13 protein-coding genes are annotated in these 12,758 nt (G+C 66.5%); 11 read left to right on the top strand and 2 right to left on the bottom strand.

What is annotated here, in order from left to right; translation table 11 throughout:
• The first annotated feature begins 39 nt into the window (after positions 1-39).
• The 5 genes from ilvB to minE all read left to right on the top strand — a co-directional run bounded on the left by ilvB (position 40) and on the right by minE (position 5,647).
• A complete protein-coding gene (gene ilvB / locus BBH56_RS06350; protein WP_148122310.1) occupies positions 40-1,929 on the top strand; it encodes a biosynthetic-type acetolactate synthase large subunit in 1,890 nt (629 codons plus the stop codon).
• 66 nt (positions 1,930-1,995) lie between these two features.
• Entirely contained in the window at positions 1,996-3,864 is a 1,869-nt protein-coding gene (gene htpG, locus BBH56_RS06345; RefSeq protein ID WP_148122309.1) for a molecular chaperone HtpG, read from the top strand.
• On the top strand, positions 3,864-4,565 hold the full coding sequence (gene minC, locus BBH56_RS06340; RefSeq protein WP_148122308.1) for a septum site-determining protein MinC: 702 nt from the start codon (positions 3,864-3,866) through the stop codon (positions 4,563-4,565). Before htpG ends, minC begins: the two co-directional genes overlap by 1 nt.
• Before the next feature lie 16 nt (positions 4,566-4,581).
• Complete coding sequence (gene minD, locus BBH56_RS06335) at positions 4,582-5,388, top strand: septum site-determining protein MinD (RefSeq protein ID WP_069134269.1); 807 nt, start codon at positions 4,582-4,584, stop codon at positions 5,386-5,388.
• A 4-nt stretch (positions 5,389-5,392) separates the two neighbouring features.
• A complete protein-coding gene (gene minE, locus BBH56_RS06330; protein ID WP_069134181.1) occupies positions 5,393-5,647 on the top strand; it encodes a cell division topological specificity factor MinE in 255 nt (84 codons plus the stop codon).
• Between the two features lie 30 nt (positions 5,648-5,677).
• Here minE and BBH56_RS06325 read toward each other — a convergent pair whose 3' ends face one another.
• Together BBH56_RS06325 and gloB are read right to left on the bottom strand one after the other, a co-directional pair.
• Positions 5,678-7,318 carry a LysM peptidoglycan-binding domain-containing protein gene (locus tag BBH56_RS06325; RefSeq protein WP_148122307.1) on the bottom strand — a complete coding sequence of 547 codons (1,641 nt, stop codon included), beginning with the start codon at positions 7,316-7,318 and terminating at the stop codon, positions 5,678-5,680.
• Positions 7,319-7,329: 11 nt separating this feature from the next.
• Positions 7,330-8,097, bottom strand: coding sequence for a hydroxyacylglutathione hydrolase (gloB, locus tag BBH56_RS06320; protein WP_148122306.1), 768 nt, complete (start codon positions 8,095-8,097; stop codon positions 7,330-7,332).
• Positions 8,098-8,167: 70 nt separating this feature from the next.
• On the opposite strand from gloB, the gene BBH56_RS06315 reads away from it, so the two are divergent.
• Genes BBH56_RS06315 through BBH56_RS06290 form a run of 6 tightly spaced genes read left to right on the top strand, consistent with a single transcriptional unit; the run spans position 8,168 to position 12,738 of the window.
• Entirely contained in the window at positions 8,168-8,929 is a 762-nt protein-coding gene (locus tag BBH56_RS06315) for a class I SAM-dependent methyltransferase (protein WP_069134184.1), read from the top strand.
• Entirely contained in the window at positions 8,916-9,362 is a 447-nt protein-coding gene (rnhA, locus tag BBH56_RS06310) for a ribonuclease HI (protein WP_144348116.1), read from the top strand. Before BBH56_RS06315 ends, rnhA begins: the two co-directional genes overlap by 14 nt.
• Positions 9,362-10,090, top strand: a complete 729-nt coding sequence (dnaQ, locus tag BBH56_RS06305; protein WP_148122305.1) for a DNA polymerase III subunit epsilon — start codon at positions 9,362-9,364, stop codon at positions 10,088-10,090. The genes rnhA and dnaQ overlap by 1 nt, the downstream gene beginning before the upstream one ends.
• The gene (locus BBH56_RS06300; protein ID WP_148122761.1) at positions 10,087-10,824 is read left to right on the top strand and encodes an HAD family hydrolase; all 738 of its coding nucleotides are present in this window, start codon (positions 10,087-10,089) and stop codon (positions 10,822-10,824) included. The genes dnaQ and BBH56_RS06300 overlap by 4 nt, the downstream gene beginning before the upstream one ends.
• Positions 10,824-11,606 (top strand): competence/damage-inducible protein A, encoded by a 783-nt coding sequence (locus BBH56_RS06295; protein ID WP_148122304.1) that lies wholly within the window; start codon positions 10,824-10,826, stop codon positions 11,604-11,606. Before BBH56_RS06300 ends, BBH56_RS06295 begins: the two co-directional genes overlap by 1 nt.
• A complete protein-coding gene (locus BBH56_RS06290) occupies positions 11,596-12,738 on the top strand; it encodes a hypothetical protein (protein WP_148122303.1) in 1,143 nt (380 codons plus the stop codon). Before BBH56_RS06295 ends, BBH56_RS06290 begins: the two co-directional genes overlap by 11 nt.
• The last annotated feature ends 20 nt before the right edge of the window (positions 12,739-12,758 follow it).

The following is a 12,758-nucleotide window of genomic DNA, read 5'->3' as shown; positions in this document are numbered from 1 at the left end:
TATAGTCGTGAGATAAGTCACTGATTTCAGGATGTCACCATGAATGAACCCGCTCCCTCCATCGACGCCGATCCCAACGGCCATTCCCCCCGCGAGCAGTCCGGCCATCCGCGTGCCGGCGAGGTCATGAGCGGGGCGGAGATGGTCGTCGAGGTCATGGCACAGGAGGGGGTCGACACCATCTTCGGGTATAGCGGTGGCGCCATCCTGCCCACCTACGATGCGATCTTTCGCTACAACGAGCGGGAACGGACCGACGCCAGTCACGACCCCATGCAGCTCGTGGTGCCCGCCAACGAGCAGGGCGCGGGCTTCATGGCCGCCGGTTATGCGCGCAGCACCGGTGATGTCGGCGTCTTTCTGGTGACCTCGGGGCCCGGGGCCACCAACACCGTGACGCCGATCCGTGACTGCATGGCCGATTCCGTGCCGGTGGTGCTCATCACCGGCCAGGTGGCGCGCGCCGCCATGGGGACTGACGCCTTCCAGGAGGCGCCCATCGTCAACATCATGGGCAACTGCGCCAAGCACGTGTTTCTGGTCACGCGCCCCGAGCGCCTCGAGGAAACCATCCGCACGGCGTTTGAAGTGGCGCGCTCAGGCCGCCCGGGTCCCGTGGTGGTGGATCTGCCCAAGGACGTCCAGAACTGGGTGGGCGAGTACAAGGGCAGTGGTCTGCTGGGTATCCGCGGCTATCGCCAGCGCATGGAATCACTGCGCCAGACGCCGCTCGCCGAGAGCAAGGCCCGGCAGTTCTTCGACATGCTCGAGCAGTCCCGCCGGCCCCTGTTGTACGTTGGCGGGGGCGCCATCCATGGTGAAGGCAGTGAGGCCCTGACCGCCTTTGCCCACGAGTACGGGATCCCCAGCGTCAGTACCGTCATGGGTCTGGGTGCCATCGATTCCACCGAGGACCTGCACCTGCACATGCTGGGTATGCACGGGACAGCCTACGCCAACTACGCCGTCGAGGACTGCGATTTCATCATCGCCGTCGGCTCGCGGTTTGACGACCGGGTGGCCGCCAAGGCGGAGCTGTTTGCGCCCAACGCCGAGAACATCGCTCACATCGACATCGACGCCGCCGAGATCGGCAAGGTCAAGCAGGTGACCTGGTCGCACATCGGTGAGGCCGGCAGCACCCTTCGACAGCTCCTCGACTATGGGCGCGACAGCGGCTTTGGCGCGGACTACACCAGCTGGGGCCAGCACTGCCAGGAGCTGCGTGAGCGTCACCCGATGAATTTCAAGCCGGACGGCGAATTCATCCAGCCCCAGGCGGTGATGCGCTCGCTCAATCGCCTGACCGGTGGCAATGCCATCGTCAGCACCGGAGTGGGTCAGCATCAGATGTGGGCCGCCCAGTATCTGGACTTCCGTCGGCCGCGTCTGTGGATGACCTCGGGCTCCATGGGCACCATGGGTTTCGGCCTGCCCGCCGCCATTGGGGCCCAGTTCGCCAACCCTGACGAGCTGGTCATCGACATTGACGGCGATGGCAGCCTGCGAATGAACCTGGGCGAGATGGAAACGGTGACCACTTACGGCCTGCCGGTAAAGATCCTGCTGCTCAATAACGCCGGCGACGGCATGGTGCGGCAGTGGCAGAAGCTCTACTTCGGTGATCGCTTCTCGGGCAGCGACAAGTCCCTGCACCGCAAGAACTTCATCAAGGCCGCCGAGGCCGACGGCTTCGAGTTCGCCCGCAATGTGTCGGATCCGGCCGAAATGGAAGACACGCTGGCGGCGTTCATCGGCTTTGACGGCCCGGCCTTTCTCGAGGTCAACGTCGATCCCGACGCCTCGGTGTATCCGATGGTCGGCCCCGGCATGGGCTACAAGCAGATGGTGACCGGTGAGTACATCCCGGCGCGCGAGATACCCGAGATCGGCCGACACGGCCGGGTTGGTCCCAGCGAATCATTCTGAGCGCATTGAAAACATGACCGCCCGACCCCATTACGCGGCAAGGTTCGGGACGAAACGGAAACAGGAATGAGCAACAACGACGCACAAGCCGCGGAAACCCACGAATTCCAGGCCGAGGTCCGGCAGCTGCTGGACCTCATGATCCACTCCCTCTACAGCAATCGCGAGATCTTTCTGCGCGAGCTCGTCTCCAACGCCGCCGATGCGGCCGACCGGCTGCGGTTCGAGGCGATACAGGATGAATCACTGCTCGAGGACGATCCGAAGCCACGGGTGAGCATTCAGGTGGATGCCGATGCCCGGACACTGACCATCAGTGACAACGGCGTGGGCATGAATCGAGAGGATGTCATCGACAACCTCGGCACCATCGCGCGCTCCGGTACGCGACGCTTCCTTGATGCCATGACCGGCGACCAGAAGCAGGACGCCCAGCTCATCGGCCAGTTCGGGGTCGGCTTCTACTCGGCGTTCATCGTGGCCGACTCGGTCAGCGTGCACACCCGCCGCGCCGGCGAATCCGCCGATCAGGGCGTGCTGTGGCGCTCCGACGGCAAGGGCGCCTTCACCCTCGAACCGGCACCGCGGGAGCGGCGCGGCACGGCAGTGACGCTGCATCTGGCCGAGGGCCAGGATGAATTCCTCGAGCGGCAGCGGCTGCGCCAGATCGTGCGCCGCTACTCCGATCACATCGCTCTGCCCATCGAACTCGAGGACGAACAGGGTGAGATGGAGACCGTCAACCAGGCCTCGGCACTGTGGATGCGGCCCAAGTCGGAGATCAGTGACGAGGACTATCAGCAGTTCTACCAGCAGCTGACCTACGATCCGGAGCCGCCGCTGGAGTGGCTGCACAACAAGGTGGAGGGCAATCAGTCCTACACATCGCTGCTCTACATCCCTGCCCAGCGGCCGTTCGATCTGTTCGAGGCGGACACCCAGCAGGGGCTGCGTCTGTACGTGCGGCGCGTGTTCATCATGGAGGACCGCGAGAACCGGCTGCTGCCGCGCTATCTGCGGTTTGTGCGCGGGCTGGTGGATTCGGATGACCTGCCGCTCAACGTCTCCCGTGAGCTGCTCCAGCACAATCGGCTGATCGATCGCATCCGCAGCGCCTCGGTCAAGCGCGTGCTCGACAGCCTTGAGCGTATGGCCCGGGATGATGCCGAACGCTACGTGCGGTTCTGGTCGTCCTTTGGCACCGTACTCAAGGAAGGGCCGGTGGAAGATCCCGGCAACGCCGAGAAAGTCGCGGGGCTGCTGCGCTTTCACTCGACCCACGGCGACGGCGGTCAGACGGTCTCGCTGGCGGACTATCTTGCGCGTCGTCACGAGGGTCAGACCGCGATCTATTATCTCACCGGGGAAAGCCTGGCTGCGGTGCGCAACAGCCCCCATCTGGAGATCTTCCGTCAGCGCGATATCGAAGTGCTGCTGCTGGCCGAGCCCATCGACGAGTGGCTGGTCGCGCATCTGAGCGAATACGACGGCGTGCCGCTGCAGAGCGTCGCCAAGGGCGATCTCAATCTGGACGGACTGGGTGACAGCCCTGAGGAAAAACCCGAACAGCCCGAGACCAGCGAGCCCGTCGATGCGCTGATCGGCCGGATCCGCGAGGCGTTGGGCGACCAGGTCTCGGAGGTGCGCGCCAGCAGCCGGCTGACGGATTCGCCGGCCTGCATCGTGGTCGGGGATGACGAGTTCGGTCTGAACATGCAGCGCATGCTCAAGGCGGCCGGTCACGAACTGCCGCAGCAGAAGCCGGTGCTTGAGATCAATCCCCAGCATTCCATCATCGAGCGGCTGGCGGCGAGCGATGACGCACCGATCGATGAGTGGGCCACGCTGCTGCTCGAGCAGTCGGTGCTCATGGACGGCGGTCGGCTGGATGACCCGGCCGGCTTCGTCCGACGCATGAACCGGCTGCTCGACTGATGGCAGTCAATGCGCCGGCCGGTGCGGCCTTCGATCTCAAGGGGCGGATGGCGCCGTTTACGGTGCTCCAGGTCCGGACGGCCGATGTTGACGCGGTACTGGCTCAGCTCGATGCGCGGCTCGCGCAGGCACCGGACTTTTTTGCCGGTATGCCCCTCGTGGTGGCGCCCGCCGAGGCGGTGAGCCTTGAGGGGGCCAGCCTCGACGCCCTAGTGACTGGCCTGCGTGAGCGTTCACTGCTGCCGGTGGCGGCGTCGGGGCTGCCCGCTGAAACCGCCGCGGTTGCCGGGCTGGGACTGATCCGCAATCTCGAGGCCGCGCGATCGGGGTCCGCTGAAGGCGGGCGTCGCGAGGCCCCGGCCAAAGCCGCGGCCGGCGCGGCTCGGCTGGTCACCCAGCCGGTGCGCTCCGGGCAGCAGGTGTATGCGCGTGGGGGCGATCTGGTGGTGACGGCGCCGGTGAGTGCCGGTGCCGAGCTGATGGCCGATGGCCATATCCATGTCTATGACACCCTGCGCGGTCGGGCACTGGCCGGTGTGCAGGGGGACGAGAATGCGCGTATCTTCTGTCGATCGCTCAAGGCTGAACTGATCGCGATTGCCGGGCAGTACCGGCTCAGCGACCAGATCGACGCCGAGCTGCGTGGCGCGGCGGCAATGGCCTCGCTGCGTGACGGCGAGCTTGAACTCAACGCGCTCTGACAATCGGGAGGTGAATGTGGCGCGAATCGTGGTTGTAACATCCGGCAAGGGGGGCGTTGGAAAAACGACCACCAGTGCTGCATTCGGGGCGGGTCTGGCCCGCGCGGGCTATCGCACGGTGGTGGTCGACTTCGATGTCGGGCTGCGCAACCTCGACCTCATCATGGGGTGCGAGCGGCGGGTGGTCTATGACTTCGTCAACGTCATCAATGGCGAGGCCAATCTCAATCAGGCCCTGATCCGGGACAAGCGTGTCGACGGCCTCGAGATCCTCCCGGCCTCGCAGACCCGTGACAAGGACGCGCTCACTTTCGAAGGTGTCCAGTCGGTGCTCGAGACGCTGGCGAGCACCCATGACTATGTGATCTGCGACTCACCGGCGGGCATCGAGCGCGGGGCGCACCTGGCGATGTACTTTGCCGATGATGCGCTGGTGGTGACCAATCCCGAGGTCTCCTCGGTGCGTGACTCCGATCGGGTGCTGGGGCTGCTTTCAAGCAAGACCCGACGTGCCGAACAGGGCGACGAGCCCGTCCGGGAGCACCTGGTGGTGACCCGCTACGCGGCGGCCCGGGTGGGCAAGGGCGAGATGCTGAGCATCGAGGACATCTGCGAGATCCTCTCGATTGATCTGCTTGGTGTGGTGCCGGAGTCCAGCGCCGTGCTCAACGCCTCGAACGCCGGCGTGCCGGTGATCATGGAGGAAAAGACCGACGCCGGTCAGGCCTACGATGACATCGTCTCGCGCTATCTCGGCGAAGCGCGCGATCATCGCTTCCTGACCGAGAAAAAGGGACTGTTCGGCCGACTGTTCAAGGGCTAGCGCAATGGCTTTTCTGGATTATTTCCGCTCGGAGAAAAAACGCAGCGCATCGCTGGCCAAGGAGCGATTGCAGGTCATCGTCGCGCGTGAGCGGGGCAACCGGGGTGGCCCGGATTATCTCCCGGCGCTGCAACAGGAGATCCTGCAGGTCATCCGCCGCTATATCGAGGTCGACGACGACGCCGTCCGCATCGAGGTTGACCGCGAAGGCGACTGCGAGGTGCTCGAGCTGAACGTCACCCTGCCCGACAGCGATTAGCCGCTGCGGGCTGAGCCGCGATGGGGCCGCTCAGGGACTGCTCTGGGCGGTCACGTCGACACGCATGCGCAGGGACTGCCCGGGCTGCAGGTAGGCATCGGCGGACAGATCGTTCCAGCGCTGCAGATCGTTAATGCTCACGTTGAACTGCCGGGCGATGCGATACAGCGAATCCCCCTCGCGGACCGAGTAGGTCACCGACTGTAGGCGATCGCCCGCCGCAATTCCGGGCCGGGCGCGGCGATCGGGCTGCGGGTCGCTGCTCCCGCGCTGCGTCCAGACCACCAGCTGCTCGCCAACACCCAGCGTGTCCCCGGGGGCCATGCCATTCCAGCGCGCCAGCGGGCGCACGCCGACCCCGAAACGCTGGGCGATGGACCAGAAGCTGTCCCCGGAGCGGACCGTGTAGAGGCGACGCTCGCCTTCATCGCGCTGGCGGTTGCGGGTCTTCTGCTGCCGGGCCCCGGCGGTCATCACATACTCGCCGGTGGGCCGGCTGGCGATGGGGACCAGTAGGTGATCACCGGCCCGGATCAGGGCGCCGTCGAGGTCGTTGGCCGAGCGCAGCGAGTCGACCGTGATGTGGTACTGCGCGGCGATGCCACCAAGGGTTTCACCGCGGGCGATCTGGTGGCGCTGCCAGCGCATCCAGGCGTTGTCGGGCTGCTCGGCCAGCCGGGCGCGGAATGCCCGGGCGCGGTCACGGGGTAGCAGCAGCCGATGAGGCCCGGTGGGCGGAGTGGCCCAGCGATTGTAGCCGGGGTTGAGGCGGTAGAGCGTTTCCATGTCGATGTCGGCAAGGTCGGCCGCCAGGGCCAGATCGATCTGGCGGTCGAGTTCGATCTGTTCCACCGCCGGTCGGTTGGCGATGGGCTCGAGCTCAATGCCGTGGCGTTCAGGATCGGCCACCAGCTCGCTGATCGCCAGCAGCCGGGGTACGTAGTTCATGGTCTCCTCGGGCAGATCCAGCGACCAGTAATCGGTCGGCCGGCCGGCCCGGCGATTGCGCTCGATGGCCCGCTGAACAGTGCCTTCTCCGGCATTGTAGGCGGCAATCGCCAGCAGCCAGTCGCCCTCGAACATCTCGCCGAGATAGGTCAGGTAGTCGACCGCCGCCTCTGTGGCGGCCAGGACGTCACGGCGCCCGTCGTACCACCAGTTCTGCTCAAGGCCGTAGTGCCGTCCCGTGGCTGGAATGAACTGCCATATGCCGGCGGCCCGGCCGTGGGAGTAGGCAAATGGGCGGAATGCGCTCTCGACGATCGGAAGCAGCGCCAGCTCCAGCGGGATCCCGCGGTCATCGAGGGTTTCGACGATGGGATGGAGGTAGGGCTGCGCGCGTCGCGAGACCCGCAACCAGTAATCGCCGTAGGACGCATAGTCATTGAACTGACGGGCAACCCGCGGGTTGTCATGCCCGGGTATGGCGTAGCCGCGGCGGATCCGCTCCCAGAGGTCATCCGGCGGCGCGGCCTCGTCCGTTGCCTGGCGGCTGCCCGGCGGATCCGAGACCGCCCGGTTGCCGGTCATTAACGGCGGCGGCGATGCCGATGCCTGCGGGTCGGTGGCGGCGGTCCCGTCACCGGTGCCGGTCGCGTCCTCGGGTGGGACACTGGCACAGCCGGCGAGGGTGAGGGCCGCGATGAGCGGTAGCAGGAGGGAGCGATTCACGGGTGTGTTCCTTAGAAGTTGTCTTTCCAGTCGCGAAGGATGGCAAAGACGTCTGCTGGCCCCTCCGGTGTCCGCCCGGCATGCTCGCCGGCGTGCCGGCGTACCGCGTCACTGTCCCAGCGCATGAAGGGATTGGTGGCGCGCTCCTCGCCGATGGTTGAGGGCAATGTGATGGCGCCGCGCTGACGCTGCTCGTGCACGCGCTCGGCCCGCGCCTGCAGCGCCGTATTCTCGGGCTCGACCGCCCGGGCGAAGGCCAGGTTGGCCTGGGTGTATTCGTGGCCACAGTAGACCCGCGTCGCCGGCGGCAGTGCCCGCAGCTTGGCAAGATAGCCCTGCATGGGGGCCGGGGTACCCTCGAACATGCGCCCGCATCCGCCGGCAAACAGGGCATCCCCGGCAAACAGACTGGCGTCGCCCAGGTAGGCGATATGATCAAGGGTATGACCGGGGACCGCGATCACTTCGAACTCGACGCCGAGGCCGCCGGGGGTGATCCGGTCGCCATGTTTTAATGGCTGGGTGAGGTGCGGGATATCGCTGTCAGCCGGACCGTAGACGGGGATGGCGTCATCCCGCAGGCCCGCGATGCCGGCGACATGATCGCCGTGGTGATGGGTGATGAGGATCGCGCTCAGCGTCAGGCCCAGGCTTTCAAGGGCATGGGCCACCGGAGCCGCCTCGCCCGGGTCGACCACCACGGCAGCGGTTGACTGCGGGTGATGGATGAGCCACGTATAGTTGTCGCTGAGGACGGGAATCGGGGTAATTTCCAGCATCGTCGCATGCTACCCCGACCGACCGCTTGCCTCAATTGCCCATCCAGCGACCAACGGGGAGGAGTCATCAATGCGTGCGCTGCATGAGTGGTTTGCCACCCCGACCGGGCAGGATCTGGCCGAGCGCGAATCGCGGCTGCTGACGCGGCGGCTCGCCGGGCTCTACGCCCGTCGGGTCCTGCAGGTCGGCGCCTACGGCCAGGGACGCAGTCCGGCCGTGTTCGGCAATGTCCGCCAGTGGGTGGTGGATGACTGGTCCGGTGGACCGATCGACCTCGAGGCTGACAGCCGGGTCATGCCGCTGGCCTCCAGCAGCGTCGATGTGGTGGTGCTGATCCATCAACTCGAATTTACCGCCGCGCCGCATCAGGTGATCCGCGAAGCGGCGCGGGTGCTCGCGCCCGAGGGGCATCTGCTGGTGATGGGCTTCAATCCCCACAGCCTGTGGGGACTGCGTCGCATCGTCGCGACGGGCCCCGGGACACCGCCATGGTCGGGCCGGTATCTTGCACCGCGACGCGTCGCCGACTGGATGCAGCTGCTCGGGATGGTGCCGCGCCGCCCCGAGGGGCTGGCGATCCTGCCGCCGCCGCTGCGCCGCTGGTGGCAGCAGCAGCACACGGCCCAGCTCCACCGCGGCCGCGAGTCGCTGGGGCCGGGGCTGAGCTGGATCGGCGGCGTCAATCTGGTGATTGGCCAGAAACGCGTGAACGGGACGGCCAACCCGCCGCAGCAATGGCGACGGCGATTCGAACTCATCCCCGGCGGACTGAACCAGGCCGGTGCCGGGGCCACCCGCAGTCAAAGGGAGAGCTGGCATGACGCCGGTTGAGATTTACACGGACGGCGCCTGCCGGGGCAACCCGGGGCCAGGGGGCTGGGGCGTTCTGATGCGCTACGATGGAGTCGAGAAAACGCTCCACGGGGGAGAGGCCCGGACCACCAATAACCGGATGGAGCTGATGGCCGCCATCCAGGCGCTGGAGGCGCTGAGTCGCCCCTGCTCCGTGGATCTGACCACTGATTCGCAGTACGTGCGCAAGGGCATCACCGAGTGGATGGCCGCATGGAAACGGCGGGGCTGGAAAACCGCCAGCCGCCAGCCGGTCAAGAACCGCGACCTCTGGGAGCGTCTCGATACGCTTTCCCAGCGTCATGAGATACGCTGGCACTGGGTGCGCGGGCATACCGGCCATGATGGCAATGAGCGCGTGGACGATCTTGCCAACCGCGGAATCGATGAGCTGGAAGGGGCAGACAACTGATGCGACAGATTATCCTCGATACCGAGACCACCGGGCTCGAGCCTGAGAATGGTCACCGGATCATCGAGATCGGTGGATATGAGATTGAGCAGCGTCGACCCACCGGGCGACGCTTTCACGAATACCTCAACCCCGATCGCAGCGTCGACCCCGAAGCGGTGGAAGTGCACGGCATCACCGATCAGGACTTGATGGACAAGCCCCGGTTCGCCGACATCGCGGCCCGTTTCATCGACTTCGTCACCGACGCCGAGCTGATCATCCACAACGCCCCTTTCGACGTCGGGTTCCTCGACAGCGAATTCTCGCGCCTGGGCGCGCAATGGGGGCAGCTGGCCGACTACTGCCGGGTCACCGACAGTCTGGCACTGGCCCGGCGCCGCCATCCCGGGCAGCGCAACAGCCTTGACGCACTGTGCCGGCGGTATGCCATTGATAACAGCGGGCGTAGCCTGCATGGCGCGCTGCTCGACGCCGAAATCCTCGCCGAAGTCTATCTGGCCATGACCGGCGGGCAGGTCACCCTGCACCTGGGGGCCCGCGATAATGAGGGGCCGGCCCAGCCGGTGGCGGGCGACCAGGCGGTGAGTGCCGATCGTCGCCGTCTGCCGGTCATCGAGCCCACCGCCGAGGAAGCGGCCGCGCATGCCGCATGGCTGGAGCAGCTCGACCGTGACAGCGATGGCGCATGTGTCTGGCGGTCGCTGACCGGGGAGGCCCGCGCGTGACGCAGCGTTCGCTCAATGCGCCCATTGGCGCGGTCACTTTCGATCTCGACTTCACCCTCTGGGATCTCAACGGTGTCCTCCAGCATGCCGAGGCGGTCTGCCAGGGCCTGCTCGAACAGCATTACCCGGCGGTGGCGGCACGTTTCGACTCGCAGGGCCTGAGGACCCTGCGCGACGGGATCGCCGCTGAGCGCCCGGATATCGCTCATGATGTCACCGCACTGCGCCGCGCGGGGCTGCGTCGGGCCGGTGAGGTGTCGGGCTATCGGGGCGCGGCCCTGGATACACTGGTGGAGGAGGCCTTTGAGGTATTCCTCGAGGCCCGCCATGCCGTTCGGCTCTATCCGGACACGCTGCCCCTGCTGCGGGCCCTGCATGGCCGCCTCCCCATCGGCGCGATCACCAATGGCAACGCCGAGATCGCCCGCGTGGGGCTGCAGGGGTACTTCGACTTTTCGCTGTCCGCTGTTGATCTGGGCGCCGCTAAGCCTTCACACCTGGTGTTCGAGACGGCCGCGGTACGCGCCGGCGTTGCGCCCGAGCGCATCATCCATATCGGCGACGACGTGCACAGCGATGTCTACGGGGCGGCGACCAGTGGCCTGCAGGCCGTCTGGCTGAATCGTGATGATGCCGGCTGGCCCGATGATGTGCCCGATGTGCCGCATACCCGCGTCGACAGCCTCGCGGGCCTCGAGGGCATGCTGCTGGGACTGATCCGGGAGTCGGTGTGATGGCTGAATCGGTACAGGGCTTCGGCCTGATCGTGATCGGAGATGAACTCCTCTCCGGCAAGCGCCGCGACAAACACTTCCCGCACCTGGTGGGCCTGCTCGCCGATCGCGGGCTCGAGCTGCGCTGGGTGCGCATGATCAGCGATGAGCCGGCTCTGGTGACCCGAACCCTCGAGGAAACCTTTGCCGGGGACGATGTGGTGTTCAGCTGTGGCGGCATCGGTGCCACGCCCGATGATCGCACGCGCCAGTGCGCCGCGGCCGCGCTTGGACGGCCGCTGGCGTTTCACCCTGAAGGGGTCGCCATGCTGGAGGCGCGGTTCGGCCGGCCGGTCGAGCCCTCACGCCGGCTGCATCTAGTGGAGTTTCCCGAAGGCGCATCGGTGATCCCCAACCCGGTCAATCAGGTGCCGGGGTTCAGCGTCGCCGGCCATCACTTTATGCCCGGCTTCCCGAGCATGGCCTGGCCCATGATGGAGTGGGTTCTCGATGAGCACTATGGCGGGTGGCAGGACCCGGATCGGCTGACCGAGGCATCGATCATCGTCCACGATGCCCGGGAAAGCGATGTGATCCCGCTCCTCGAGCGCTTCGAGGGGGATTATCCCGAGCTGCGCCTGTCCTGCCTGCCAACGCTGCGCGAGGACGGCTACTCGCTGGAGCTGGGGCTGCGCGGCGCACCGGCCGCGGTGGAGGCCGCCATGCGGGCGCTCCGCGAGGCGGTGGAGGCCATGGGCTTCAGCGTGCGCCCTGCGCCGGTGAGCGGTGGCGATGGCGACTGAGGTGCTCGAGAGGCGAGGCCGCTCGCACCTGCGCCAGGCCCTGGCTGTGGTGGCCCTCATGATCATGGCACCGCTGCTCGGCCGGCTGCTCGCCGGCGGCGACCCCGAGGTCTATCTGCGCTTTCCGCCAAGGCCGCTGGAACCGGCGCCGGGGAGTTTCTCGCTGCCGGTCTTCACGCTCTATGCGGTGCTCATCGTCGGCACGCTGCTGCCGTTCGTGGTCCGCATCATTGTGGCCAACCGGCGCACCGCCGATGGCGCGCCGGCGCCACGGACAGCGTCGGCGGCATGGCCGCGCTGGGGCAGTGTGGCGCTGGTGGCTCTGCTGATTGTCTGGGTGATCGCCTGGGTGCCGATCCCGGGGCTCGAGGCACTGCGCCGCTACAGCTTTACGCCCCTGTGGCTCGCTTATATCGGCGTGATCAGTGCCTGGATCCGGCAGCGCGGCGGGCGGGTGTTATTGTGTGAGCAACCCCGGCGGTTTCTGGCGCTATTCCCGGCGAGCGCCCTGTTCTGGTATCTGTTCGAGTACCTCAACCAGTTCACCGGCAACTGGATCTATACCGGCACCGGCGTGGCCGAGCATGATGCGCTCAACTGGTTCGTGCGCTCGGCGCTGCCGTTCAGCACGGTGCTGCCGGCCGTGCTCGTCACCCGTGACCTGTTCGCCACCTGGCCGACGCTGTCCCGCGGGCTGGATGATTTCATTCGGATAAGCCCGCCGCAGCCGGTGGCGACCGCCTGGGCGGTGCTGGTGGCGGGTGGTCTCGGGCTTGTGGCGATTGCGATCCGGCCGGATACGTTCTTCTCACTGGTCTGGGTCGGGCCGCCGATGCTGATCGTCGCCATTCAGGCGATCAGCGGCGAGCGTCATCTGTTCAGCGGTGTCGCCACCGGGCAGTGGCGCGACGCCTGGCTGGCGGTGTTGGCGGCACTCTTCTGCGGCCTGTGCTGGGAGCTGTGGAATGTATTCAGTCTGGCGCGCTGGACGTACCATATCCCCAACGCTCAGGTGCTCCACATCTTCGAGATGCCACTGCTCGGGTACGCGGGCTATCTGCCCTTCGGGCTGACCTGCGTGGTGGCGGCGCAGCTGCTGACCGGTACCGACCCCCGGGCGCGCTACGACTGACAATCGCCAAGGATGTCCGT

Source organism: Spiribacter roseus (assembly GCF_002813635.1).
In the GTDB taxonomy this organism is placed as follows: Bacteria; Pseudomonadota; Gammaproteobacteria; order Nitrococcales; family Nitrococcaceae; genus Spiribacter; species Spiribacter roseus.
This window is presented reverse-complemented; position numbering and strand designations above follow the sequence as displayed.

Coding starts and splice junctions, on each gene's coding strand:
- BBH56_RS06290 (WP_148122303.1), top strand. CDS start 11,596: ATGGCGACTGAGGTGCTCGAGAGGCGAGGCCGCTCGCACCTGCGCCAG.
- BBH56_RS06295 (WP_148122304.1), top strand. CDS start 10,824: ATGGCTGAATCGGTACAGGGCTTCGGCCTGATCGTGATCGGAGATGAA.
- rnhA (WP_144348116.1), top strand. CDS start 8,916: ATGACGCCGGTTGAGATTTACACGGACGGCGCCTGCCGGGGCAACCCG.
- dnaQ (WP_148122305.1), top strand. CDS start 9,362: ATGCGACAGATTATCCTCGATACCGAGACCACCGGGCTCGAGCCTGAG.
- gloB (WP_148122306.1), bottom strand. CDS start 8,097: ATGCTGGAAATTACCCCGATTCCCGTCCTCAGCGACAACTATACGTGG.
- minC (WP_148122308.1), top strand. CDS start 3,864: ATGGCAGTCAATGCGCCGGCCGGTGCGGCCTTCGATCTCAAGGGGCGG.
- htpG (WP_148122309.1), top strand. CDS start 1,996: ATGAGCAACAACGACGCACAAGCCGCGGAAACCCACGAATTCCAGGCC.
- ilvB (WP_148122310.1), top strand. CDS start 40: ATGAATGAACCCGCTCCCTCCATCGACGCCGATCCCAACGGCCATTCC.
- BBH56_RS06315 (WP_069134184.1), top strand. CDS start 8,168: ATGCGTGCGCTGCATGAGTGGTTTGCCACCCCGACCGGGCAGGATCTG.
- minE (WP_069134181.1), top strand. CDS start 5,393: ATGGCTTTTCTGGATTATTTCCGCTCGGAGAAAAAACGCAGCGCATCG.